The sequence below is a fragment of the Thermosporothrix hazakensis genome, from assembly GCF_003253565.1.
In the GTDB taxonomy this organism is placed as follows: Bacteria; Chloroflexota; Ktedonobacteria; order Ktedonobacterales; family Ktedonobacteraceae; genus Thermosporothrix; species Thermosporothrix hazakensis.
Genome location: NZ_QKUF01000021.1, coordinates 45,185 through 68,656 on the forward strand (window position 1 = coordinate 45,185; position 23,472 = coordinate 68,656).

19 protein-coding genes are annotated in these 23,472 nt (G+C 54.6%); 10 read left to right on the forward strand and 9 right to left on the reverse strand.

Annotated elements, in window-relative coordinates:
* Positions 1–27 precede the first annotated feature (27 nt).
* The 6 genes from EI42_RS22425 (at position 28) to EI42_RS22455 (ending at position 7,357) form a co-directional block, all read left to right on the forward strand.
* Complete coding sequence (locus tag EI42_RS22425; RefSeq protein ID WP_111324879.1) at positions 28–987, forward strand: AAA family ATPase; 960 nt, start codon at positions 28–30, stop codon at positions 985–987.
* Positions 987–2,366 (forward strand): DUF58 domain-containing protein, encoded by a 1,380-nt coding sequence (locus EI42_RS22430; protein WP_111324880.1) that lies wholly within the window; start codon positions 987–989, stop codon positions 2,364–2,366. Before EI42_RS22425 ends, EI42_RS22430 begins: the two co-directional genes overlap by 1 nt.
* Positions 2,367–3,443: 1,077 nt before the next feature.
* Positions 3,444–4,595: a citrate synthase gene (locus tag EI42_RS22440; protein ID WP_111324882.1), complete on the forward strand. Its 1,152-nt coding sequence runs from the start codon at positions 3,444–3,446 to the stop codon at positions 4,593–4,595.
* A 103-nt stretch (positions 4,596–4,698) separates the two neighbouring features.
* Positions 4,699–5,358, forward strand: a complete 660-nt coding sequence (locus tag EI42_RS22445; RefSeq protein ID WP_111324883.1) for a chromate transporter — start codon at positions 4,699–4,701, stop codon at positions 5,356–5,358.
* Between the two features lie 6 nt (positions 5,359–5,364).
* Positions 5,365–5,877, forward strand: coding sequence for a chromate transporter (locus EI42_RS22450; RefSeq protein WP_111324884.1), 513 nt, complete (start codon positions 5,365–5,367; stop codon positions 5,875–5,877).
* A gap of 94 nt (positions 5,878–5,971) precedes the next feature.
* A complete protein-coding gene (locus tag EI42_RS22455; protein WP_111324885.1) occupies positions 5,972–7,357 on the forward strand; it encodes a replication-associated recombination protein A in 1,386 nt (461 codons plus the stop codon).
* Positions 7,358–7,379: 22 nt separating this feature from the next.
* On the opposite strand, the gene EI42_RS22460 is transcribed toward EI42_RS22455, so the two are convergent.
* The 5 genes from EI42_RS22460 to mutL all read right to left on the reverse strand — a co-directional run bounded on the left by EI42_RS22460 (position 7,380) and on the right by mutL (position 14,765).
* Positions 7,380–7,970: an O-methyltransferase gene (locus EI42_RS22460; protein ID WP_211326313.1), complete on the reverse strand. Its 591-nt coding sequence runs from the start codon at positions 7,968–7,970 to the stop codon at positions 7,380–7,382.
* A gap of 31 nt (positions 7,971–8,001) precedes the next feature.
* A complete protein-coding gene (locus tag EI42_RS22465) occupies positions 8,002–8,982 on the reverse strand; it encodes a ribokinase (RefSeq protein WP_111324886.1) in 981 nt (326 codons plus the stop codon).
* A gap of 81 nt (positions 8,983–9,063) precedes the next feature.
* The gene (locus EI42_RS22470; protein WP_111324887.1) at positions 9,064–9,942 is read right to left on the reverse strand and encodes an EamA family transporter; all 879 of its coding nucleotides are present in this window, start codon (positions 9,940–9,942) and stop codon (positions 9,064–9,066) included.
* A 106-nt stretch (positions 9,943–10,048) separates the two neighbouring features.
* Positions 10,049–12,655 (reverse strand): replication restart helicase PriA, encoded by a 2,607-nt coding sequence (priA, locus tag EI42_RS22475; RefSeq protein ID WP_111324888.1) that lies wholly within the window; start codon positions 12,653–12,655, stop codon positions 10,049–10,051.
* Positions 12,656–12,668: 13 nt separating this feature from the next.
* Positions 12,669–14,765 (reverse strand): DNA mismatch repair endonuclease MutL, encoded by a 2,097-nt coding sequence (mutL, locus tag EI42_RS22480; RefSeq protein ID WP_111324889.1) that lies wholly within the window; start codon positions 14,763–14,765, stop codon positions 12,669–12,671.
* A gap of 291 nt (positions 14,766–15,056) precedes the next feature.
* Here mutL and EI42_RS32735 point away from each other — a divergent pair, with 291 nt between their 5' ends.
* The 3 genes from EI42_RS32735 (at position 15,057) to EI42_RS22490 (ending at position 18,170) form a co-directional block, all read left to right on the forward strand.
* Positions 15,057–15,203, forward strand: a complete 147-nt coding sequence (locus EI42_RS32735) for a hypothetical protein (RefSeq protein WP_170142831.1) — start codon at positions 15,057–15,059, stop codon at positions 15,201–15,203.
* Between the two features lie 137 nt (positions 15,204–15,340).
* A complete protein-coding gene (locus EI42_RS22485) occupies positions 15,341–16,705 on the forward strand; it encodes a dipeptidase (protein WP_111324890.1) in 1,365 nt (454 codons plus the stop codon).
* Positions 16,706–16,796: 91 nt separating this feature from the next.
* On the forward strand, positions 16,797–18,170 hold the full coding sequence (locus EI42_RS22490; RefSeq protein WP_170142832.1) for a M20/M25/M40 family metallo-hydrolase: 1,374 nt from the start codon (positions 16,797–16,799) through the stop codon (positions 18,168–18,170).
* Positions 18,171–18,297: 127 nt separating this feature from the next.
* On the opposite strand, the gene EI42_RS22495 is transcribed toward EI42_RS22490, so the two are convergent.
* The 4 genes from EI42_RS22495 to EI42_RS22510 all read right to left on the reverse strand — a co-directional run bounded on the left by EI42_RS22495 (position 18,298) and on the right by EI42_RS22510 (position 22,030).
* On the reverse strand, positions 18,298–19,422 hold the full coding sequence (locus EI42_RS22495; RefSeq protein WP_111324892.1) for a carboxylate-amine ligase: 1,125 nt from the start codon (positions 19,420–19,422) through the stop codon (positions 18,298–18,300).
* Positions 19,423–19,884: 462 nt separating this feature from the next.
* Positions 19,885–20,271 carry a cytidine deaminase gene (locus EI42_RS22500; protein WP_111324893.1) on the reverse strand — a complete coding sequence of 129 codons (387 nt, stop codon included), beginning with the start codon at positions 20,269–20,271 and terminating at the stop codon, positions 19,885–19,887.
* Positions 20,272–20,358: 87 nt separating this feature from the next.
* Positions 20,359–21,216 carry a DUF3592 domain-containing protein gene (locus tag EI42_RS22505; RefSeq protein WP_111324894.1) on the reverse strand — a complete coding sequence of 286 codons (858 nt, stop codon included), beginning with the start codon at positions 21,214–21,216 and terminating at the stop codon, positions 20,359–20,361.
* A gap of 181 nt (positions 21,217–21,397) precedes the next feature.
* On the reverse strand, positions 21,398–22,030 hold the full coding sequence (locus EI42_RS22510) for a GNAT family N-acetyltransferase (protein ID WP_111324895.1): 633 nt from the start codon (positions 22,028–22,030) through the stop codon (positions 21,398–21,400).
* A gap of 264 nt (positions 22,031–22,294) precedes the next feature.
* Here EI42_RS22510 and lgt point away from each other — a divergent pair, with 264 nt between their 5' ends.
* Positions 22,295–23,407: a prolipoprotein diacylglyceryl transferase gene (lgt, locus tag EI42_RS22515; protein ID WP_111324896.1), complete on the forward strand. Its 1,113-nt coding sequence runs from the start codon at positions 22,295–22,297 to the stop codon at positions 23,405–23,407.
* Positions 23,408–23,472: the final 65 nt, after the last annotated feature.

Below are 23,472 nucleotides of genomic sequence, written 5' to 3' on the forward strand. Positions count from 1 at the left end.
TCTCTACCATATAGCAAAGGGGACAGAATGACACAAACAGACCCAATTCACCAGCTTCAGAGTGCAGTGCAGGCGGTGCGCACCAATGTCGGGCGGGTTATTGTCGGAAAAACCGATGTGATAGACCTCTTGATGGTAGCCCTGCTCTGTGAAGGGCACGTCCTTTTTGAAGATGTTCCAGGCATTGGCAAAACAACCCTGGCAAAATCTCTGGCGAAATCGCTCGGTTGCTCGTTTCAGCGCATCCAGTTTACGCCTGATCTGCTTCCGTCAGATATTACCGGAATCACCTACTATAATCAGAAAAAAGGGGAATTTGAGTTCCGCCCCGGCCCACTGCTGGCTCAGATCGTGCTGGCAGATGAGATCAACCGGGCAACGCCACGCACGCAGTCCGCACTGCTGGAAGCAATGGAAGAGCGTCAGGTCAGTGTTGAGCGCGAAACACTTACGCTGCCCCGTCCCTTTATGGTGATCGCCACTCAAAACCCGGTTGAGCTGGAAGGCACCTTTCCGCTGCCAGAGGCACAGCTAGACCGCTTCCTGATGCGCTTGCGCCTGAACTATCCCACCCGCGACGAAGAGCGCCAGATTCTGCAACGCTTTAAGGAACAGCAGCCACTGACCGACCTGCAACCTGTCTTGAGCGCTGATTCATTGCAACACCTGCAAACGGTTATCCGTAAGATTCATGTCGAGCCGGGCGTGGAAAACTATATTGTTGATCTGGTAACCGCAACCCGTTCCCACAACAGTATTGAACTGGGCGTGAGTCCGCGTGGAACGCTCGCACTGTATCGAGCCAGTCAGGCCTATGCAGCCGTACAGGGCAGAAACTATGTGATCCCTGATGACGTGAAACGTGTCGCGATCCCAGTGCTTTCCCATCGCATGATTGCAACCAGCCAGACACGCCTACACGGACAAGGTATGGAACAAATTGTAGACGAGATCCTTCAGCGCGTTGCAGTACCGGTGGAATCATAATGATGGGCAGTAAATCACAGGGGCCCCGCGGACTCGGGCAGGGGAAAAGCATAACGGACGCAATCTGGTATCTGGTGAGTATCGCCCTGATCATTCTGGGCATCCTTATTCACCAGCCACTCCTGGTTGTGGTGGGCATTCTCCTTTTGCTGGTAATCGGGACAACCGATATCTGGTCCCGCTACTGCCTGACAGATTTGAGCTACCATCGAAGCTTTGACCAGCAGCGCGTTCTCTTTGGCGAAGAGGTCAAAATGTCCGTCACGGTTGAGAATGCCAAGATTCTTCCCCTGCCCTGGCTGGAAGTGACCGACACGGTACCTCGCAGTCTCCCCATTGAGGAACAAGAAGTGCGCAGCGCCCCCTTGAGCAATGTAGGACGCCTGGAGAGCCTGTTCAGTCCGGGCTGGTATGAGCGAATCACCCGCCAATATACGCTCAAGTGCCTGCAACGTGGCGTTCATACCTTCGGGCCAACGCAGCTCCGCAGTGGCGATGCCTTCGGCTTCCTCAGCCAGGAACAGGAACTGAACAATCAGCAACATGTCCTTGTCTATCCGCTGGTCGTTCCTGTAACCCGCTTCGGCCTGCCAGCACGCCACCCGTTCGGTGATCGTCGTGCACCACGCCGCTTACTTGAAGATCCTTCGCGTATTATTGGCGTGCGCGAATATCGTTATGGGGACAGCATGCGTCGCGTTCACTGGAAAGCAACGGCTCGCTCGCTACAACTGCAAAGCAAAATCTATGACGCGACCACAACCTATACGCTGGCGATCTTCCTGAACATCGACACCCGCCCGGACGCCTATTATGCTATTCACCCGGAGCTACAAGAGCTCTCTATCTGTGCTGCGGCCTCCGTAGCTGCCTGGGGTCTCGATAACGGCTATGCGGTCGGGCTCTATGCCAATACTATGATGTTTCTGCCCGACGAACAAGAGAGTGCACAACATACTGCCAACCTTGAAGCTCGTCTGGCACAAGAACTGAAAAAGCGTCGCATTCGCCTGCCTCCTTCCAGCAGCGAGGATCAGCGTAAGCGGGTAATGGAAGTTCTGGCGCGCATTCAAGGCTTCTTCGGATCAGAGATTGAAGAGGTGCTTCAGGCCGAACAAGCACAGATGGCTTCTGGAACCTCGGTCGTGCTCATTACCAGCACTCTGAATGATCGCGTTGTCGATCAGCTTGCCCGGATGCGCAGGCGCGGCCATGCGGTAACGATCCTGTTCGCAGGAGATGCCCCACCTCCAACCGGAATCGCCGGAGCCAGCATCTACCATATCGGGGGAGAACAGACCTGGAAAGAGTTACTTGACCATTACAGCAAACCAGAGGCAGAACGAGCGCAGGAGCAAGAGGTAACATTTCAGTTCTAGGGCTTGACCCACAAAGAGACAAAGGGCCTACAATGGCCCTTTTCTTTTTGCCTGTTACACATCCGAAACCCAATCGGTTGCCTGTGGAAGGTATATCTGTTCCTGCTTGCCCGGGCAAATCTGCATTGACACTTCTCACAGCTTCTTCTTTCAGCAGGCGTGTAAGCCGCCGCAGCATGACGACCCATCGTGGCACGCTGTCCCGAAGTGTTTGACAAGGGACGCTCGTCAATTCCCGGCTACCTGGCGGGACCAGTTCATGAAAAGAAGCAGAGCACAGGTGAGATCTCCTGTTAAACTATGTTCACGTGCTTCGCTCCGAGGGCACAGGCTCCAGGGGCCTTCTGCCGCTTTCTGGTAATGCCTCTACCTCCATTTATAGAGGCGCTGACGTTTGATTCCCCGCTTATGACTCTTCAGGAGGACGCAGCTCACATAGATGTACAGTGTCGGGAGTTGAACACCGAGCACACGCAGACCTGAGAGCATCCTTTCAGGTTACGCAGAACGCCAGAAGTTCAATGCCAGCAAGACAAGCTATGTCTGTCTACATAGGTTCTCCGGTCTATTGCGTTCAGCCTTCAGCAGACGCTGCCATAAGCTGGTCTTCCCTCTTCCATAGACGCTTGAGCAGGAACGCGGGTTGCATACTCCATGAAAGCGAGTGTTTCTACCATGAGACCTACGTTTCCATACTGAAAACAGAGTCGTGCTTTATACTAGAAACAGATCAGCGGAGAGAAGCCGTGCTCTTTTTTCAAAAATAGTAGGGCCTCTCCCTTTTGTCAATTGCACTACACAAGCCAGATCATCAGGGGGAGCAACGTCACCTGGTGTCAAGGAAAACCGAGTAAAATCAAGCTGAATCAAGCTTTGTTGACATCAGAAAGCAGTGAGTGATACAACTTTACATGTGCGATACCTGCACATCGTGTTTCCGAAAAGCAGGTCAGACCTGTCGGTTGCGAAAGCAGGATCTTCTTTTTCCTTTGGAACACATTTCTCCCCGGGAACAAGCCGCCAGACAAACAGTTGACGGCCAGTATAAAAGCAAAGGAGCAGAGTATGTCACCGTCGATGTCTGAACACAATTCTCCACAACCAGGCAGCACAGCACAGTCAGCAAAAGGGGGATTGGAGGGAATCGTTGCAGCGACAACCGGGATCAGCAAAGTAGAAGGCCAGACCGGCCGCCTGATTTATCGCGGCTATAATATTCATGACCTTGCACGAAGCACAACCTATGAAGAGGTTGCCTATCTCTTATGGTTCGGCAGACTTCCCAACGCTCAGGAATTAAAGCAGCTCAAGGAACAGTTCGCAGCAGAACGAACCATTCCCGAAGAAGTAATGACTATCCTGGAGGCACTCCCTGCCGCAACAGCACCAATGGATGCGCTCCGTACAGCGGTTTCAGCCTGGGGAGCAGTGGCGATTCAAGGGACACCGACGATTGATCAGGCAATCGCCCTGACCGCACGTTTTCCGGTCTTTCTGGCGACATTTGAGCGCCTGCGCAAAGGAAAGAAGCCGCTTACGCCTCTGGCAGAGCTTGGGCATGCGGCAAACTATCTCTATATGCTCACCGGGCAGATTCCGTCGGAAGAGCATGTCAGAGGGCTGAACTCGTATCTTGTCCTGCTGGCAGATCACGGTATGAATGCCTCTACCTTCACGGGCCGCATTGTCGCCAGTACCGAATCAGATATTGCTTCGGCAGTGGTTGCGGCGATTGGAGCGCTGAAAGGGCCTCTCCACGGCGGTGCTCCCGCGCTGGTGCAGGATATGCTCCGCGAGATCGGCTCAGTAGAGAACGCGGAATCCTGGATCCGCAACGCCATTACCAGCGGCAAGAAGCTGATGGGCTTCGGGCACCGTGTCTATAAGACAACCGATCCCAGGGCCGAAGAGCTGCGCGAAATGGCCAGGGTGGCCGATCCCGATAGCTTCAAGATGGCCCGCACGGTTGAAGAGCTTGCCCTTGCCATTCTACAAGAGCTCAAGCCCGGGCGTAAACTCTACACCAACGTTGAGTATTATTCTGCGGCACTGATGGCCTCCGTTGGCTTGAGTGGCGATATGTTTACACCGACGTTCGCGGTGAGCCGGGTCGCAGGCTGGACGGCGCATATTCTTGAGCAGGTGAGCAACAATCGCTTGATCCGACCTGAAGCCGAGTATACTGGCCCAATGGATCTGCATTTTGTGCCACTGGAACAGCGCTCATAAACAAGGCTGAAAAACGCGTGCAAGGGCGGCCTTTGCTGGCTGTCCTTGCTCTTTTTTTGACACGCGTTATCCAAAGTACCCCATGAAAGGAGCATAGCTGAAGATGCGGACACTGGAGCCGCGTACGCGCATATCACCGACAACGAAACCAACATTATGGCAACTGTTATGGATCTGGGGACTCATCGGGTTACAGTCCTTTGGCGGCGGCGCTTCCACCCAACTGCTTGTTCAACGCACCTTTATTGAAAAGTATCAATGGATGACAATGGATGAGTTCCTGCGCTTCTGGGGTATGTGCGTCACCGTCCCGGGCATCAACCTGATCGCCCTCACTATTTTAATCGGGCGCAAACTGGGAGGCCTGGGCGGCATTGTCGTTTCCTTGATCGGCATGCTGTTTCCAAGCGCACTCATCACCTGTCTTCTTGCTATCGGCTATGCCAGCATTGAGCATCTTCCTGCGATGCGCTCCATTCAAAGCGGACTCGTTCCCGCAACCGGTGGCATGATGCTGATGATCGGTCTGCGCTTTGCCAAACTCCCACTACAACAGGCCAGCAAAGAGGGCATCAGGCAAATGATCCTGAGCATCCTCTTGATTGCTCTCTGTATGATCGCCGTAGCCTTTTTTCACCTCTCCGTCATGATTGTCTTCCTCGGGGCTGCCCTGCTTGGAATCGTGCTGTTTACCCCGCGTACCAGCAAAGAGGCAAAGGAAGAACAGCAAGCGCGTGATGAGAGTCAGAAAGAAATGGAGTAACCCGCTATGATTAACCCGCTTCTCTACTTCCTGATTTTTCTGAGAGCTTCACTTTTTTCCAGCGGGGGACTGGCGAATCTGCCTATGCTCCAGCAGGATCTACTCGGGCTCAAGTGGGCACAGCACGCCGATTTTGGGCGCGCTATCGCGATCTCTGAGCTAAGCCCCGGCCCCAGTGGCCTTTGGGTGATCGCGCTTGGCTATCTGACTTATGGCATCCCGGGCGCGGCTCTGGCCTTTATCGCTATCATCCTTCCCCCTCTGTTTGTGCTGGTTATTTCCGCGATCTATGACCGGATCGAACGCCAGCGTTGGGTTCAGGGCATGATGAAGGGTATTACGCTGGCAATCGTTGGCATCTCATTGGCTTCGGGCTGGAACCTGATTCAGCAGCCCGGCGCGGGGTGGCGTGAGTGGGCGATTGCGCTCTGCGTCTTTGCGCTTGGTCTCACCCAGAAATTTCATGTGGTGATCTTGCTCGCCCTGGCTGGAATTGCGGGATTTTTTCTCTATCACTGAGACACGAAGGGCTACCGTTTCCAGCCCGACTGTGATACTCTTTGAGAACACATATCGCACTGTTACAGAAACCAGTTCCAGGGAAAATGTTATCATGCATCAGGAATCGCTTTTCGGAACAGAACCATCAAAGGAACCAGCACAGCCGCAGAAGGGAGCGCCCGTCGGCGAGCCACTGGCCTCGCGTATGCGTCCCCGCTCGCTGGATGAGGTCGTCGGACAGGAACATCTCCTTGCACCCGGCAAGGTTCTACGCCGTAGCATCGAGAACGACCGTATCACCTCAATGATCTTCTGGGGACCGCCTGGCAGCGGAAAAACCACGCTGGCCGAGGTAATCGCCAATCATACGCATTCCCGTTTTGTGCGCCTGAGTGCGGTGTCAGCAGGAGTTGCTGATCTACGCAAGGTTGTTGAGGCCGCCAGGCAGAGCCGCTCGTTAGGAAAACGCACCATTCTATTCATTGATGAGATTCATCGCTTTAACAAGGCACAGCAGGATGCAGTGCTTCCTCACGTTGAGAACGGCGTGTTTACTCTGATCGGTGCGACAACCGAGAACCCGAGTTTTGAGGTCAATAGCGCCTTACTCTCACGCTCACGCGTCTTTGTGCTCAAGGGGTTGAGCGAGGAACAGATTGCAACCATTCTCAGGCGGGCACTACAGGATAAAGAGCGGGGCTTTGGTACGCTTCCTATCACCATTGAGGAGCAGGCCCTTCAGCAGATCGCACTCTATGCCAATGGTGATGCACGAACAGCGCTGAATGTGCTGGAAATGGCGGTCCAGGTCAGCAGGGGACAGCAGGCCGATGAGATCAATGTCACCTTGCCCATTATCGAAGAGGTGATGCAGCATCGAGCACTCCACTACGACAAAAGCGGCGATCAGCACTATGATATGATCTCGGCGCTGCATAAGGCGCTGCGTGGCTCCGACCCTGATGCTGGGCTCTACTGGCTCGGGCGTATGCTCGAAGCCGGTGAAGATCCCCTCTACATCGTGCGGCGGCTGATTCGCTTTGCCTCGGAAGATGTGGGCATGGCCGACCCTCAGGCACTCCTGGTCTGTGTCGCGGCTCAGCAGGCGGTGCATTTTGTCGGCTTACCTGAAGGCAATCTGGCGCTGGCTCAGGCCGTTGTCCATCTGGCAACCGCGCCGAAAAGTAACGCGCTCTACGAAGCCTATAAGCGAGTTCAGGATGACGTACAGAAGACCCGCAATGATCCAGTGCCCTTACAGCTTCGGAATGCCCCCACGCAGTTAATGAAAGAGCTGGATTACGGCAAGGATTACCGCTACGCCCACGATTACTATAAAGAGATGCAGATTGATGATCCGGAACGGCCTCCTGCGCTTCGCCTTCAGGAGTACCTACCCGACAACCTGAAAAATCGCCGCTACTATGAGCCGGGACAACAGGGCAGAGAGGCCAGTATCAAGCGCTGGCTTGAAAAGCGGCGGGCTGAGGAGCAATAACACAGCTCCTCCTTGCCCTGTTTTACCCAGGCCTTGCCGCCACAATCAGCCCACTTGACCAGTTCATCCGGGTGAGCAAGAGATCAGCACGACGCTCCAGAGTCTCAACAAGCGCCTCCACACGCTCCGTATGCCCCGGCATATCTCGCTCCCAATCCTCTTGCGGCGTGAGATCGTCGATCACATAGAGCCCGCCGGGCTTTAACAGCGCCAGCGTCTCCGCCAACAACATAAACTTACCAGCGGTTGTATCCGCAAAGATCAGGTCAAACGAGGCAGGCTTTTGCACACGCAGAAAGTCAGCCGCGTCCTGCACCAGAAACGTTGCTCGTCTGTCAGTGCCAAGTAAGCGCTGCGCAACCAGACTATACCGCTCTTCCTGCTCCACCGAGATCAGACGCGCTGTCCGGTTCATCCCCTCAAGAAGCCAGGCAGAGCCACATCCTGTCCCGGTTCCCAGTTCAAGCAGCATTCCACCGGGCTTCGTGGCCGCCAACATCCGCAAAAGAGAGCCGGTTTGATACTTACACGAACGGGTAAAGCCAAGCGCCAACGTTTCCGCCTCTATGCTCTGGAGGATCGCGGGGGGCGTCACTACCATATCCAGCATCATTCTCGTTCTCTCTTTCTTTTGCACAACAACCTCAGGGAATCAGCTCCTGAATCTGCTGTAAGGTGGGCAGAGCTGCAATTGCGCCTCGCTTTGTCGTTGTCAGGGCTCCCGCAGCGCTCGCTTGTCGTAAGGCGTCCAGCATCGGGATATTGTCCGCAAGTAAGGCTGCCAGCACCCCACAGAACGCATCCCCCGCGCCCGTCGAGTCAACCGCCTGTACCGCAAAGGGCGGGAGCGCCTGGTGCTCAACGGCGCCCGAGGACTCCCGGGCGCTCCACAGGCAGCCCTGTGAGCCAAGCGTAATAATCACATGCTGCGGCCCATAGTGGAGCAGGCGTTCGGCAGCCTGACGCGCTGTCTCAAGCGAAGTTACCGACGAATTGGCATATGTTGCCGCTTCAATCTCATTTACCACCAGAATATCAGCCGAGCGAAACAGTTCCGTATCAGCAAGCTGTGAAACAGGAGCCGCGTTCAGAATGGTAGTCATCCCAAGTTCCCGGGCAAGCCGTAGCCCGGTAGTATAGGTCTCGCGATTGGTCTCGCACTGACAGAGGAAAACTGCCTTATGAGAACGCCCGGCCTGCTCATCTGCTGGAGCCTCGCGCTCACGTTCCTGTTGCACCCCACGCAACGCCTGTTCAACATCGGCCACCGGAACCTGCATATTGGCGTTCGGGTTCACAACAATCATATTCTGGCCATTCTCGGTCGCAATAATGACCAGCGAAACCCCTGTCCCGGCCTTCGCATCACGCGAAACAAACGAGGAAAGCACCCCTTCTTGTTGCAGCGTGTCGAAGAAAGCATCTCCATAGGCATCTTGCCCCACACGCCCGATCAGCGTCACCTGAGCCCCCAGACGCGCCGCCGCAATCGCCTGATTGATCCCTTTACCTCCAAGCAGTGAGTGAAATGACTCGCCGATCACCGCTTCACCAGGTCGAGGCAGACGGGGAGCTTGTGCCATCAGATCAACTATCAAGCTTCCCAAGACAACAACTCTTCCCATTACGGCTCCTCCTGTATCTGAAATAGTCTTCTTCACGAACAGTATAGGCTTGAGCTATCACGATTCACAAGGGCATATCAGCTAGGATACGTTGACCAGCACGATTCCGCTTAAAATAATCCCGATCCCTATCCACTGATTCCACTGTAAGCGCTCACGCACAAAGATCGCCGCCAGTAAGACCGTGACCGCCGAATAGAGCGAGGCCAGCACGCTGACAACAGAAACCTGTGCCCCTGCCAATGAGACTCCCAGATTAAAGCCAATATAGGCAACCGTATCAAAAACGCCGATGGCCGCCAGCAACCACCAGACACCACCTCGTGGCATACGCAACGATGCCTTCCCTACCAACGAATAGCCAGCGAGCAAACAGGGAGTTATCAAACGAAAGAGGGCAGTAGACGCAACCGAGCCAAGATGGGGCGTTACAAAAAAGCCCAGAACCCAGAACGCAACCCCATAGCCAAGCGAAGCCAGAATCGCCAGCAGCACGCCCGGTGGAAGCAATCCCCGGCGAACCGGGGCTGCATGAGCTGAACCGAACGTCGTCGCAACCATAATGACGCCAAGCAACACAGCCAGCATCCCAAAGAGACCAAACGAGCTGACATGCTCCCCATAGAAAAGCGAGAGCGCCGCCGTTACCGCCGCATAGCCCGCAGAGATCGGCGAAACAATCATCGTGACCCCGACCTCGAATGCGCGATATAAGGCCAGAGAGCTAACGGTATTCAACGCAGCCGCTCCCAGAGCCAGCCCCCAGATCACCCAGGCTTCATGGGTCAGCAGATAGAAAAGCTGTCCCGTAACCAGAAGATAGAGTCCTAACGCTGCCAGACCAAAAAACTGCATGTAAAAGAGCGTTCGATATGAGCCAATGCGCCCGGCAGCAAAGCGCACAAAGAAATCAGCCGTTCCCCACCCGAGGGCAGCGGCCAGAGCTAACACAAAAGCCATAGTCCTCCTGGAACATGCATACAAAGGCAAATAAGTGAGACACAGAACAATATAGTTCTACCACATCAGTGCAGAGGAACGCATGCATGCCCACGGAGGCTTCTGCTTACATGGCACTTAGCGGGTCAATGTCAATCTCCCAATCTGGCGCATCAATCACACGCAACAGCCGATGCAGATCAGGACCGCGTAATAACATCTGCCAGCGATATTTCTCCTTGACGCGCTCGGGGAAGGCAGGAGCCGGGCCCACGATATCGGTGTCATTCATGTTTAGTAGTCTGATCCACTCGGTTATCTGCGCTTGCAAGCGCAGCGCCTCATGCTGACAGCGGGACCGCTTCCGATGAGCATACGTAAACTTCGCGAACTGGCGAAAGGGAGGATAGGCAAAACGACGTCGTACCTCTCTCTCCGCGGCATAAAACTCATGATAATCATGGCGTGAAGCGGTCTCAATACAGAAATGTTGAGGATTAAAAGTCTGAATAATGACGGTGCCGGGCTCTGATCCTCGTCCAGCGCGTCCGGCAACCTGGGTGAGCAGCGTGAACGCCCGTTCGGATGCCGAATAGTCGGGAACATTGAGAGCGATATCAGCTGAGACCACTCCGACCAGCGTAACACCGGGCAGATCAAGCCCTTTCGCGATCATCTGCGTTCCAATGAGAATGTCGGCATCACGGCGGGCAAAGCGCTCCAGCAGCTCTGCATGAGCATGCCTGTTACGCGCTGTATCACGATCCCAGCGCAACAGACGCGCCTCGGGGAACAGTCGCTGAATGGTCTCCTGGACCTTCTCTGTTCCCAGGCCAAAATAGCGAATCCCCGCGCTATGACAGGAAGGGCAGAAATGCAGCATGTTCATCTGTAGCCCGCAATAATGGCAGAGCAGAATCTGCTCGGTTGCATGGTACGTCAGGGGAATATCGCAGCGATTACAGAGCGCCACATAGCCGCAATCGCGACAGAGCACAAAGCTGGCCGCGCCACGACGATTGAGAAAGAGAATGGCCTGCTGCTTGCGTTCCAGTACCGTGCGAAGCTCCTCCTGCAAGCGACGGCTGATAATACTGGTATGGCCCGCTCGCAGCTCATTACGCAAGTCAACAATCTCAACCGGGGGGAGCGTCGCCCCGATACGTCCCTTGAGCGAAACCAGTTCATAAACGCCCTGCTCAGCACGATAAAACGACTCGACTGAAGGCGTGGCACTGCCAAGCACCACTGGAATATGGAGGATCTCGCCAAGCCGGAGTGCAGCTTCACGTGCATGATAGGTCGGTTTGGTGCTGCTCTGTTTGTAGGCGGCCTCGTGCTCCTCGTCGATAATGATAATCCCCAGATCGGGAACAGGGGCAAAGAGCGCTGACCGGGAGCCGATCACTATATCGACAGCGCCAGAACGAATACGCTGCCATTCCTCATGGCGTTCACCCGTGCTCAGCTCACTATGCATAATGGCGATTCGACCGGGGAAACGAGCCGCCACCCGTTGCACTGCTTGCGTGGTCAGAGCAATTTCAGGAACAAGCACAATGCCGCGCTTTCCCCGTGCGACAAGGCTGGCTAGCGCCTGCAAATAGATCTCCGTTTTTCCGCTTCCCGTAATACCATGTAGCAGAATTGGCGTGGGCACCTCACCCTCCTCGCCACGGGCCGCAGCAGCGAGGATCCGGTTCAATGCTGCCTGTTGCTCGTCGGTCAGTTGCAGCGGTGACGAGAGTGGGATCACCTGTCCAAGCAGAGGATCACGCCGAATCGCGATTTTCTCGATTTTGACGATGCCCTCTTTCTCCATACTGCGCAATTGCCCGGCAGTGAGACCGGTTGCCTGACAGAGGGTGTACGGCGTCCAGGGATTATTGCGATTGATGCTCTGTTGCAGCAGATCCAGCGCGGCAAGCTGTCGCTGCGCTGCCACTGTGTTCGCGTCCAGTTTTGGCAGTGCCTCACCCGCAGCGATGCCGGTCTTGCTCCACGGGCTGACGCCAGCCGGAGCGAGCGAGGAGGCTGGCTGCTGAAGCGCCTGCCTTACTTTTGCCTCACGCTCCTCACGCCACTCAAGCAATTGCTCACCGCGCGCGATCAGCGTCACAACCCGCTTCATACGGGGTTTTACTTTTGGCCCGGAAAGGCTGGGCTCACGCACAATAAACGGATTCTCGCGGATCTCGCGGATCAGCTTCTGCGCCTGCGTCGGGCCAAGCAGTTTCGTTAAGCGCTTCTCCTCAATGGCTCCCTCCTCCTGTAAGAGCCCGAGCAGCGCTCGCAGCCGTAAGGAGGCCTGATCTGTTGTCTCACCCGGCTCCAGATCATTGGAGAGGCGCAGCACAAATTGTGAGCGCCGCACCAGCCCGGGAGAGAGCATCATCCAGGCAACCAGCGCCAGAGGCGTGACATAATACTCGGCGATCCATTCCGCTAACGCACGTTGATGGGGAAGCAGTACCGGTTCTGGATCAAGCAGCGAATGAATCGGGCGCAGTTCAAAAGCACGGACGCCCTCCGGCTCATCTTCATCATCGAGAACAGGTCCTTCCGAATCGTCCAGCAATGCCCAGACAATCCCCTCAACCAGACGTTCCCCATATGGTGCGGCAACCAGTTGGCCGGGTTGTAATGCAGCCTCCAACTCCACAGGCACCTGATAGGTTAACAGTGGTTGCTCAATAGTCCACCGTGCAGCAGACGGCACAATAGCAGCTAGCATACAATACTCACATCTACCGACGCTCAAACTCGTGTGCAAGGGCAGATAAGCCAAAGTTAATCATCGTTGGCCGCCCATGACAACAACTGAACGGCGCTTTCGTCTGCTGTAACTGCTCGATCATCTCCCGCATCTCGGCAACGGTCAAAAAGTAGTTCTGCTTGATCGCAGCTTTGCAAGCGACATTTGCCAGCGCCTGTTCTTCCCAGGTCTCAGTATGACCCAGATTCTCTTCTGCCGTCAACTCCACCAGGAGTTCTTGTAAGGAGGCCTTATTCAAACGCTTGACCAGCACATCAGGAACCGCACTGATCGAGACCGTCTTACCATCCTCAATCGCCAACGCGAAGCCGATATGTTCCAGTTGAGCGCGATGTTCCTCAAGGGCTTCAAGCTCTGTTGGAGCAAGCGTGATTTCAATTGGAGTCAGCAGGAGCTGCGATAGGGGAGTACGCGCCTTCCAGTTCGCGACCATGCGTTCCAGCAAGATGCGCTCGTGTGCTGCATGCTGATCGATCAAATACATGCCGTCGGGCCCTTCGGTCACAATATAGCTCTGCGCAAGCTGGCCGATGACCCGAAGTTTTGGAAAATGAACCGGGCGTTCCGGCACAAGCGCCGTCTCCACAGGCCGCACTACCGGCTCGACGGGCAGCGCTATCGGTTCAGCGGGCACGGGAACAGGAGCGACCTCGACCGGCGGAGGCGAAACAACAGGAGGGAGCTCTTCCTGAGACGGTACCGACGTTATCTCTTCAGGCAAAGTAATCCCGAGCGTGGGCGGCATCCGAGAAGGTGCGTGCGCGGCGGTCCGGCTTGCTGTCGGTTCGGGCTGCTTCGGCTCCTCAACCGGTGCCGGCTTGACGGGTTTTTCCTGTGGGGTCACGCGGACATGGCCCTGCCAGAGACGCGAGAGCAGCGGCGGCTTCGTTCCCGTCTCCTCCTCGGTAAATGTGATCCAGGGACTATCAGCCGGGAATGTAGTCTCTTCCTTCTGCGTGGGAAGTGGCTGTTCTGTGGTCGGTTCCTCTTCTTCTACCGGCAATTCCTTTTCCCGGGCCTTTGGTGGCTCAGGAGCGCTTTTCGGCTGCCACTGTGGGAGTTGTGGATCTGCCAGCAGAGCCTTGCGTACCGCCCGTAAAATTGAGGCATATACACGGCGTTCTTTGAGAAAGCGAATCTCGGTTTTCGCGGGATGCACATTCACATCCAGCAAAGCCGGGTCAATCTGAATATTCATCACAGCCAGCGGATGCCGTCCCGCCAGCAAAAGCGAGTGATAGGCGTTCTCGACCGCTGCCGTCAAGACCCGACTCATCACCCAACGCCGATTGACAAAGAAAGAGATATGTTGCCGGGTACTTTTATAACAAGAAGGACGACTGGTATAGCCCTGTACCAGCGGGTAATCAGTATCGTCATCATGTTCGTCATCGCCGTCGACGGGCACCATCTGTTGCGCGATTTGCAGCCCATACACCTCAACCAGTACGCTGAAGAGTTTACCATCTCCGGGTGTCGCAAAAACCTGCCGATTCTCGCTAAAAACCATAAAGCGAATCTCGGGATAGGCAAGCGCATACTGTTCCAGCAAATGCAGGCAGTGGCTGACCTCGGTGTTTCGACTTTTGAGGAACTTCAGGCGAGCAGGCACAGCGCTGAACAGATTTCGTACTGTGATAGTGGTCCCTACCGCAACAGCAGCGGGTGTCACCTCCGAAATACGGCCATTCTGAGCCTGGATCTGCGCACCATGTTCAGCATCACGCGGGCGGCTCTGAAGCGAGACATCAGCTACCGCTGCGATACTGGCAAGGGCTTCCCCCCTGAAACCAAGTGAGCGAATATTTTCTAGATCATCGATAGAGGCGACTTTACTGGTTGCATGGCGCGATAAAGCCAGCGGCAATTCATCAGCAGTAATGCCACACCCGTTATCCGTCACTCGAATAAGTTGCAGTCCCCCATGCATCAGATCAACGCGTATCTGAGTTGAGCCGGCATCTATACTGTTCTCGATCAGTTCTTTCACAACGGAGGCGGGCCGCTCTACCACTTCACCAGCCGCAATCTTCGCCGCAACATCTGGCGCAAGTTGACGTATAGGCATTGTTTCTCTTCCCCGGCAATATTGTTGTCTTTAAGAACGATTGTTCATGGATGATTATAACACAGTCCACGCTCGTTGTAGAGCCCTACTTTTTTCCTGGAACCAGTTTAAGCACTTAAAAAACGCAGGAACTGAAAGTCTCTATACTATAGAGAGAACATATGCGGCCGTGCGGCTCTATCCTCAAAAATGAGCGCACAGCGTCATTCTACCAGAATATGTTTTGAATGCATACAGCCGTCACAGCCTCTGTAGTGGTTTTGCCCGGGTAAGGACAAGGAGCAAAAGCCCATGCCAGTTCTACTGATGATACGTCCATCGCACAAACAGCTTGTTCCCCGCATACCATTCTTCTCTAGCGAGCCCGACGAAGAGGATGAAGAATCGGGCTGTCCGGGCCCCTATGATGATGATGGGGATCTCGTTTTTCTACCCTAGAACAAGCGTGCTGCGGTGGCTCCTGTCAGGGTCACCGCTTTTCTCGGGATAAAGCCGCCAGAAACCTTTACTTAGGATGCTGTACAATGCTACCATGAAGAGAGAGTTCCGCTTATAGATAGAAAGGGTTTTGGCTGATGTCCCAACTGGAAACATACATCACAGAGAACGAACAGCGTTTTCTAGAAGACCTCAAAGGTTGGCTCCGTATTCCCAGTATCAGCACGCTTCCCGAGCATGCGAAGGATGTACGTCAGGCAGCCGAATACGCGGTCAATCAATTACAACGGATCGGCTTTGATGCCACGTTGATCGAGACCAAAGGTCATCCCCTCGTTTATGGGGAATGGCTCAAAGCAGAGGGAAAACCCACACTTCTTATTTACGGTCACTATGACGTTCAGCCCGTTGATCCTATAGAGCTCTGGGAAAGCCCCCCTTTTGAGCCAACTATCCGCAATGGTAACATCTACAGCCGCGGCGCAAGCGACGACAAGGGCCAGACAATGCTGATTCTCAAAGCGCTTGAAACGCTGATGGCCGTTGAAGGCAAGCTTCCGCTGAATGTGCGCGTCCTGATTGAAGGCGAGGAAGAGGCCGGCGGCGCGTCTATTGAGCACTATGTCAAGTTTGAGCATGAGAAGCTGAAATGCGATGCGGTCTTTATCTGTGATACCGGGATGCCGTCAGCCGATATTCCTGCCCTGGTTGCCGGACTGCGCGGCATTATCGCCGCCGAGATCGAGGTACATGGCGCTCGGCGTGACCTGCATTCTGGCGTCTATGGTGGCGTTGCCCCCAATCCCCTTCACGCGCTATCCCTGATTATCAGCCGCCTCAAAGGAGAGGATGGGCACATCAACATCCCCGGCCTGTATGATAAGCTGCGTCCGGCTCCCGAGGTGGAGAAGGAGTTCTGGAGAAACGATCCGCTGCACCTGGGCGAAAGCATGCTCAAGGAGATGGGCATCAAACAGTTCGTAGGGGAAAACAACTATCCGCCACTGGAACGTGTCTGGGCACGTCCCACCTTCGAGGTACATGGGATCGTCGGAGGCTTCACAGGTGAAGGCTCCAAGACCGTGATCCCCGCAGTCGCAAAGGCCAAAGTCAGCCTGCGCCTTCCGCCCGATCTGAAGCCAGATGAAGTCTTTGAGCTGCTTCAGAAGGCAGTGAAAGATGTTGCTCCGGCAGGAGTCGACGTCACTGTGCACATGGGTCATGGAGGTGATGGGCTGGTCGTCAATCCTGAAGCACCGATTATGCAGGCAGCCGCCGAAGCGCTGAAAGAGGTCTACGGCAAAGAGCCGATCTACACTCGCGAGGGAGGCTCTATTCCCATAGCGGCCCTCTTCAACTCCACGCTCAATGTACCCGTGGTGCTGATGGGCTTTGCTCTGCCCGATGACAACCTGCATGCCCCGAACGAGAAATACTCTATCGATCAGTTCTTCAAGGGCGTGCGCACTGTCATCCGCTTCCTGCAAAATGCGGGAGCATAAGCCCCGGAAGGGAGCGCCGAAAGCCAGGTGTACGGTGCTCCCTTTTTCTTTTTCCCCCTCACTGACACCTCACAGGACGAAAGGAGAAGACATGATGTCAGTCGACATGCAGCGCATCCAGACCTATCTATCAGAACATGCCGGAGAGGCTCAAGAGCTTCTTGAGCGACTCTGTCGTCAACCCAGTATTTCCGCTCAGAACATCGGTATCGCTGAAATGGCCAATCTGGTGGAAACGTTGCTGCAAGAAAGCGGCTTCTCTACACAGAAACTCGTGGCTCAAGGAAGCGCCCCAGCCGTGTTCGGGGAAATTCGCGGACGCAGTTCCTTTACCCTTCTTCTCTATAACCACTATGATGTTCAGCCTCCCGAGCCGCTGGAGCTGTGGGAATCGCCGCCCTTTGAACCGACAGTCCGTGATGGCAAGCTCTACGCCCGGGGCGTTGCCGATAACAAGGCTGAAATCGCGACGCGCCTGACCGCGATTCGTGCCCTGCTGGCTCTCTATGGCGAGCTCCCCATCACCATTCGCTGGCTTATTGAGGGCGAAGAGGAGATCGGAAGCGTCAACTTTGACGCCATCGCCGAGAAATACACGCATCTTTTGCAGGCTGATGGTGCGCTCTGGGAAGGCGCGAACTTTGGCGACAACGGGCGTCCAGAGCTGATGCTTGGCGCGAAAGGGCTGCTCTATGTCCAGCTTGATGCCGATGGACTCGGGGTTGACGCGCACTCGGGCTCAGCGCCGATTCTCCCGAGCGCCGCGTGGAAGCTGGTACAGGCACTGGCGACGCTCCGTTCACCATCTGGCAAGGTACTGATTCCCGGCTTCTACGATGCGGTGAAAGAGCCCACCGAGCAACAGATTGCCGCCCTTGCGGCACAGGATGATACCGAAGAGCAGTACAAACAGGCCTACCATTTCGAGGAGTTTGTGGATGGCCTGAGCGGGCTGGAACTGCGCAAGCGGCAGGCATTTGCGCCGACCTGCAATATTGCTGGACTGCTCAGCGGCTACACAGGAGAGGGAACCAAAACGGTCTTACCCGCCCGCGCAATGGCAAAACTTGATTTCCGTCTGGTGCCCGATCAGGACCCTGAAGATATTCTGGCAAAGCTTAAAGCGCATCTTGTAACTCAGGGATACGGCGATATCCGTATAACGGCCTTTGATTATTGCCGGGCCGATATGACGCCGATTGAAGATCCCTTTGTGCAGCGCATTCAGGCCATTGCGGAAGCTTTCGCGGGCAAGCCTGCCGAGATTACACCGCTTGGTGGAGGGACGCTGCCCCTGCTGGAATCCCTGCGTAAGCGGGTCGGCTTGCCGGGTCTGTCAGCTCCGGGGAATGCCGCCTACTGGGGAAGCGCCGCTCACTCACCCAACGAAAATATCAGACTGGCTGATCTTGAGCGTGCAGTGCAGTTCAATTGCTATCTGTTCGCCTCTCTGGGAGAAGCATAAGTCGGGATATTCGGGGGCGACGTGGGGCCCTGATAGCTCCTGTGGCTACCAGGGACCCCACGTCGCTACCACGTCATGTTGAATAGCCACAGGACAATCAGCAGGACCTGCACGCGCATCTGCCAGCCTACCAGGGTTTATTCAGAACAACATCCTGTACCATCTGTTGCATCAGGTAATGGGTCACGGCATGGACACTGCCCGTTTCATGATAAACAGCAAGCTGTCGATCCGCTCCGGTCCCTCGGGGATCTTCAAGCAGAGCACGGAGATAGTTGATCTCGCGGCGACTGCCCAGATCATCAAGCACATCGTCTACAAAATCCAGCATCTCGTTCACGGCATCCCGCATCGACATGCGTCGCGCCTGCACAAAGTCGACATATTCCGCATCGAGACCATAGCGAGCGGCCCTCCATTTATTCTCTTCAATATATGTAGGAGGCAAAACCTGCGTCGCCAGATTCCGTTCATGCAGACGGGTTACCTTCGCAACCAATGCCTGGCAGAGTGCGGCCAATGCAATCGTATCTTCAAAGGTCGCAGGCATATCAGCAATGCGGAACTCAACAGTCTGGTAGAACGGATGCGGGCGAATATCCCACCAGATGCGTTTTCCGTCGTCAATACAGCCGGTTTTGATAAGTTCCTGTACGTATGTATCGAATTCCCGGGTGGACTGGAAGAGGATCGGGACACCAGAGCGAGGAAAGCGCCGCCAGACAATGGAACGCCATGACTTGATGCCGGAATCGCGCCCGGCCCAGAAAGGCGAGTTCGTCGAGAGCGCCAGAATATGCGGTAGCCAGGTACGCAACTGATTCATCAGCGGCACAGCCAGTTCATGCGAGTCAATACCTACATGCACATGCAAGCCAAAGATCAGGATTGAGCGCCCGACATCCTGAAACTCTTCCTCCAACTTCTCATAGCGCTCATTCTGTGTGCGTATCTGGTCGTGCCAACTGGAGATAGGATGCGTACCCGCACTGATCAGGGCCAGTCCTTCGGACTCAACCAGTTGTCCCAGGATGGAATGCATATGCTGTAAATCAAGGCGCAAAGCAGCGATATTCGGACAGACATTCGAGATCAGCTCTACAGTTGACTGTAACATTTCTGCCTTCATGTGTTCACCCAGGATGGACGCGCCTTTTTCCAGAATTGTGTGAATATGGGATGCAAGATGGCCGGTCTTTTTATCAACCATCTGAAATTCTTCTTCGACGCCGAGGGTGAAACGCTGCGCCATAGCACATACTCCTTCCTGCGATCAAGCAAACACAGGGTAACAGCAGACAACAAAGGAGAGTACGGTTCAGGCTTTGCGGTGATCCACACTCCTCTATGAGAGGAAGATGCGAGAAAAACCGTGTCCTGTTGTCTCCTCTCCCGTTATGCCACCCTCGGGGGACACATACGGTGGCACATACAGAACAAAGAGAGGAGTCACGACAGGCAGGCACGATCCACTCATCAAAAGAGAGGAAAGAAAAAAGCAGAGCCCAGAAACACCTGTACTTTACAACTCCGAGCCAGTTTTCAGAAGCAGAACGTGTTCGATTGTTGTGGTACTGGAGCACAGAAGCGCCAAACCACATTGGACACCTCTAGCGAAGAACGCAATTGACGCACCAGGGGAGCCGCACTACAAGTTGTTATATCCGGGACTTATAGCGTATCTAAGAATCCCTCCAGATGTCAAGGGGAATTCCTACAAACCGAACGCATACGGTAACAGGTCTTTCACAGAAAATTCACGCTCTACTCCGTCAAGGTAGATCGTCGCGTCAGGTGCCAGATCTGCCAGCCATTGCCGACAGGCCCCACAGGGCGAACGACCGGCAATCGATGCAGTCGGAGGCACATCGATGCAGGCAACCGCAACTTGAGTGATTGGGCCAGCGCCCGCACTCACCGCGGCCGACAACGCCGAACGCTCAGCACACAACGTCAAGCCATAACTTGAGATCTCGATGTTCACACCAACAAACACCTGATCTCCAGCTACCAGCGCCGCCCCTACCCGAAAATGTGAAAAGGGGCAATGGGCACGCAGAGCCGCTTCACGAGCCATTTGCAATAACTGCTGTCTATCCATACTATCCTGCTTTCCATTATATCATTACGAACTTCTACATTCAATACAGGTAACTTGTTTCAGCTTGTTTCCTACCAGGCAGGGAATTTACGAAAAGCCGGGTATGCGCATCACAATATCATAGAGAAATGAGAGCAGCATAGCCAGCAGTGGAAGCCCGATCACCAGCCCGGGAAGCACAAAATAGAGCGGCGGGCGATCCCCAAAACGATCATATCGCGGTTGCCTGGGATCATAGCAGATCGGTACTTTGAGCCAATCAACAAACTCCCGCTCCTCTAGCGGCGTTGACACGTATTTAATGTAGCGTACAGTGTCTTCTCCTCCTTTGCGCCCCCGCGCCTTATAGAGAATAGTATGCTCGGAAAAAGGCTCTCCGCGCCACCAGAGGAAGCTTCGTCCCGGCTTCACCTCGGTTTTGACGACTGCGCCTATGACGACGACGCCGCGAAAGCGCAGCACCAGAAAGCGCCAGATTAACCATTCCAGACAGAGAAAGAGAATAGGCACAAAGAGCGCAAAGACAAGCGCGTAAAAAAAGAACTGCCCCGATGCCATCTGGAATGTATATCCCTGAAATACCAAGAAGGCATGCGTCGGGTCAGCCGGATCATACCAGCAAGGAGTGGCTTTCCCGGGCTGGAAACGTGCCAGAAGCGCATTCACTTCCTCACGTTTCCGATAAATGCGGGACTCCGGCCCGTCAAATCCCTCAGCCTGAACGACGTTGCCATTGGCAGGATATACCGCATAGCGTACATACGGGGCAAAAGCGGCGGTCACAGGCCCCTGTATCGTGCGCACGCGCTGCTCCAAAATAGTGCAGGTTCCCCGCTGAAAGGCCCCATAATACAGCGCCCGGCGCACCGGACCAAAGGAAGCCAGAGCCACCACAATGATAAGGAGTATGATGACACGACGCTGATAAAAAGATCGATCCTTCACCTTTGCTACACTTCCTGATCCAGATTACTGCTTCTGCCATTGACATACGAACAGAAAGAAGCGCTTCTTCTCACATCTCTTCACAGCTCAGTTGCTCCTCCCCCGGAAGTACCAGCACAGGCGCAGATCTTTCGCTGAAGGAAACGCTTCAAGGAAGCATTATAACGCAGAATATGGAAGGTTATCTATCGTTTCCTGCACGCGCTTGCAGCAAAAAACGGGAAAATCCCCCGGGATAGCGGCTCTGCCACTCCTCGCGCAACACGCCATAGCCCAACCCATCATAATATATACCTCCGACAATGCGGGCTTTGCGGAAACGTGCTTCCTGGACATAACCAAGCTTTTCCGCCAGGCGCATCATTCCAGTATTCCCCGACCACGTCCGCAGGTCCAGCCGCACAAGGCGTTCATCTACGCGAAATAAATAATCACTCCATAGGCCAAGTGCCTCAAAGCCGCGTCCGCCGCGCCAGTAGGCCGGATCATAGATCACGATACCCACACATAACCAGTTTGTTTCACGGCTCTCCCAGTAGCTTGAAACGGTTCCTAGCATGCACTCCGTCGCCCGGTCAGCAATCACAAGATTGGTGCGTATGGGCGGGAATGCATGTTGTTCAATTTGTTCCTGCTTCTCCCGGCAAATCTCCTCCAGACGCTCGGGCGAGGGCAATGGATAGTAGGGACCATCAAACGCCTTCCAGGGGGCATCAGGACGCATCCAGTTTCGGTAATAGTCCAGATCCGGGAGCCGCCAATCTCGCAACAGCACCTGGTTTCCGGCCAGAGAGATCGGTTCCTCACTGCACATATTCAGCTCCTTCCTCAAAAATAACATATAACACTTCTTACCTCTTTTTCAACTCTTGAAAGATACAGTTCCCTACTTGCACGTAATGGAAATGCATACTATCATACAAGCAAGAGGGAGAGCGGGCGGCTTGTCACAAACATCATACCGTAAATTTCGTAAAGAGAACAGGCATCACGTTTCTCCAACTTTGTTGGGGCGCAACTCGGTAGCAATGAGCTCCTCTGACCTTTTGAAAAAAGAACAATACGGAGTAAGGAAAGCATGCACACACTCTCCGCAATAACCGCAACGCAGCCGCTCCTCGATTGGGGTTGGTTGAAAATCGGGCCACCAATCTACCTGAATATCAATCCTGTCCTGCTGCAAATTGGCCCGATCGCCCTGCGCTGGTACGGCTTGATGTACGTTGTTGCTATCTTGATGGGTCTCTGGTTCATTCAGGGATATTGCAAGCGTAAGGGCATCACCCAGGAACTTGTATACCGCCTGCTCTGGTGGTGTATTGCAGCAGGTATTATCGGCGGTCGCCTCTATTTTGTGATCCAGCAAGATAATCTTGTCGACTACTACCTGAAACAACCAATTCATATCATCGCAACCTGGGAAGGTGGAATGGCCTTTTATGGCGCGATCTTCCTGGTTATTCCTACCTTGATCTGGCGGGCACGAGTGGAACGCGTCAATCCGCTAGTGCTGATCGATGCGGGAGTCCTGTTTGCGGCAGGAGCGCAGATCTTCGGTCGGATCGGAAACTTGATTAACGGCGATATTATCGGCTATCGCAACGACCACATTCCCTGGGCAACCGTTTATCTGCATCCCGATAGCTGGGCCTGTCATAACCCGAGCACCTGTGGCGTTCCAGTTGAGCCAGCCGCAGGATACGAGATGCTCGCCAATATTGCCCTTTTGCTTGTGATGCTTTTCCTGGCGAAACGCTTCCGTCGCCCCGGCGCCCTGATGCTGGTCTACCTTTTCGGGTACGCGATTACACAGTTTGTCGTCTTCTTTGCTCGTGATAACGTAATTGTGGAGCCATTCGGGCTGGCCTGGGGCCTCAAACAGGCGCAATGGACATCACTTGTCGTCCTGATCGCGCTCCTGCCTATTACCTATCTGGTTATGCGTAAATCACGGCCTGTGCCAGAGGGAGAGACCGCGATCACCTATGGCGTTACGCAGAAGCAGGAGTCTGAGACCGCACAGCCAGAGGATACCGAGCCCAAAGAGGGGGACGAACAAATCCAGGAGCCTGACAGGACAGCAGAAAACGCCCTGGAGGAACCTATCATTCCGGATGACCAGAAAAAGCCAGAACCAGAGGGTCACCGGACAGAAAAGACCGAGCCAATTGTGAACTCAAAAGAAGAATAGCCTCGCACGTTCCCTGCCAGGCAATTCTACGAATGTTTGTCTGGCAGGTTCTTTTTTCACTCCGC

What these genes read in the sequence shown, in the direction of transcription:
- EI42_RS22440 (WP_111324882.1), top strand. Translation starts at nt 3,444, where the DNA reads ATGTCTGAACACAATTCTCCACAACCAGGCAGCACAGCACAGTCAGCA.
- EI42_RS22490 (WP_170142832.1), top strand. Translation starts at nt 16,797, where the DNA reads ATGATGTCAGTCGACATGCAGCGCATCCAGACCTATCTATCAGAACAT.
- EI42_RS32735 (WP_170142831.1), top strand. Translation starts at nt 15,057, where the DNA reads ATGCCAGTTCTACTGATGATACGTCCATCGCACAAACAGCTTGTTCCC.
- EI42_RS22510 (WP_111324895.1), bottom strand. Translation starts at nt 22,030, where the DNA reads ATGTGCAGTGAGGAACCGATCTCTCTGGCCGGAAACCAGGTGCTGTTG.
- priA (WP_111324888.1), bottom strand. Translation starts at nt 12,655, where the DNA reads ATGCTAGCTGCTATTGTGCCGTCTGCTGCACGGTGGACTATTGAGCAA.
- EI42_RS22485 (WP_111324890.1), top strand. Translation starts at nt 15,341, where the DNA reads ATGTCCCAACTGGAAACATACATCACAGAGAACGAACAGCGTTTTCTA.
- EI42_RS22495 (WP_111324892.1), bottom strand. Translation starts at nt 19,422, where the DNA reads ATGGCGCAGCGTTTCACCCTCGGCGTCGAAGAAGAATTTCAGATGGTT.
- mutL (WP_111324889.1), bottom strand. Translation starts at nt 14,765, where the DNA reads ATGCCTATACGTCAACTTGCGCCAGATGTTGCGGCGAAGATTGCGGCT.
- EI42_RS22500 (WP_111324893.1), bottom strand. Translation starts at nt 20,271, where the DNA reads ATGGATAGACAGCAGTTATTGCAAATGGCTCGTGAAGCGGCTCTGCGT.
- EI42_RS22460 (WP_211326313.1), bottom strand. Translation starts at nt 7,970, where the DNA reads ATGATGCTGGATATGGTAGTGACGCCCCCCGCGATCCTCCAGAGCATA.
- EI42_RS22430 (WP_111324880.1), top strand. Translation starts at nt 987, where the DNA reads ATGATGGGCAGTAAATCACAGGGGCCCCGCGGACTCGGGCAGGGGAAA.
- EI42_RS22470 (WP_111324887.1), bottom strand. Translation starts at nt 9,942, where the DNA reads ATGGCTTTTGTGTTAGCTCTGGCCGCTGCCCTCGGGTGGGGAACGGCT.
- EI42_RS22455 (WP_111324885.1), top strand. Translation starts at nt 5,972, where the DNA reads ATGCATCAGGAATCGCTTTTCGGAACAGAACCATCAAAGGAACCAGCA.
- EI42_RS22465 (WP_111324886.1), bottom strand. Translation starts at nt 8,982, where the DNA reads ATGGGAAGAGTTGTTGTCTTGGGAAGCTTGATAGTTGATCTGATGGCA.
- EI42_RS22450 (WP_111324884.1), top strand. Translation starts at nt 5,365, where the DNA reads ATGATTAACCCGCTTCTCTACTTCCTGATTTTTCTGAGAGCTTCACTT.
- lgt (WP_111324896.1), top strand. Translation starts at nt 22,295, where the DNA reads ATGCACACACTCTCCGCAATAACCGCAACGCAGCCGCTCCTCGATTGG.
- EI42_RS22425 (WP_111324879.1), top strand. Translation starts at nt 28, where the DNA reads ATGACACAAACAGACCCAATTCACCAGCTTCAGAGTGCAGTGCAGGCG.
- EI42_RS22445 (WP_111324883.1), top strand. Translation starts at nt 4,699, where the DNA reads ATGCGGACACTGGAGCCGCGTACGCGCATATCACCGACAACGAAACCA.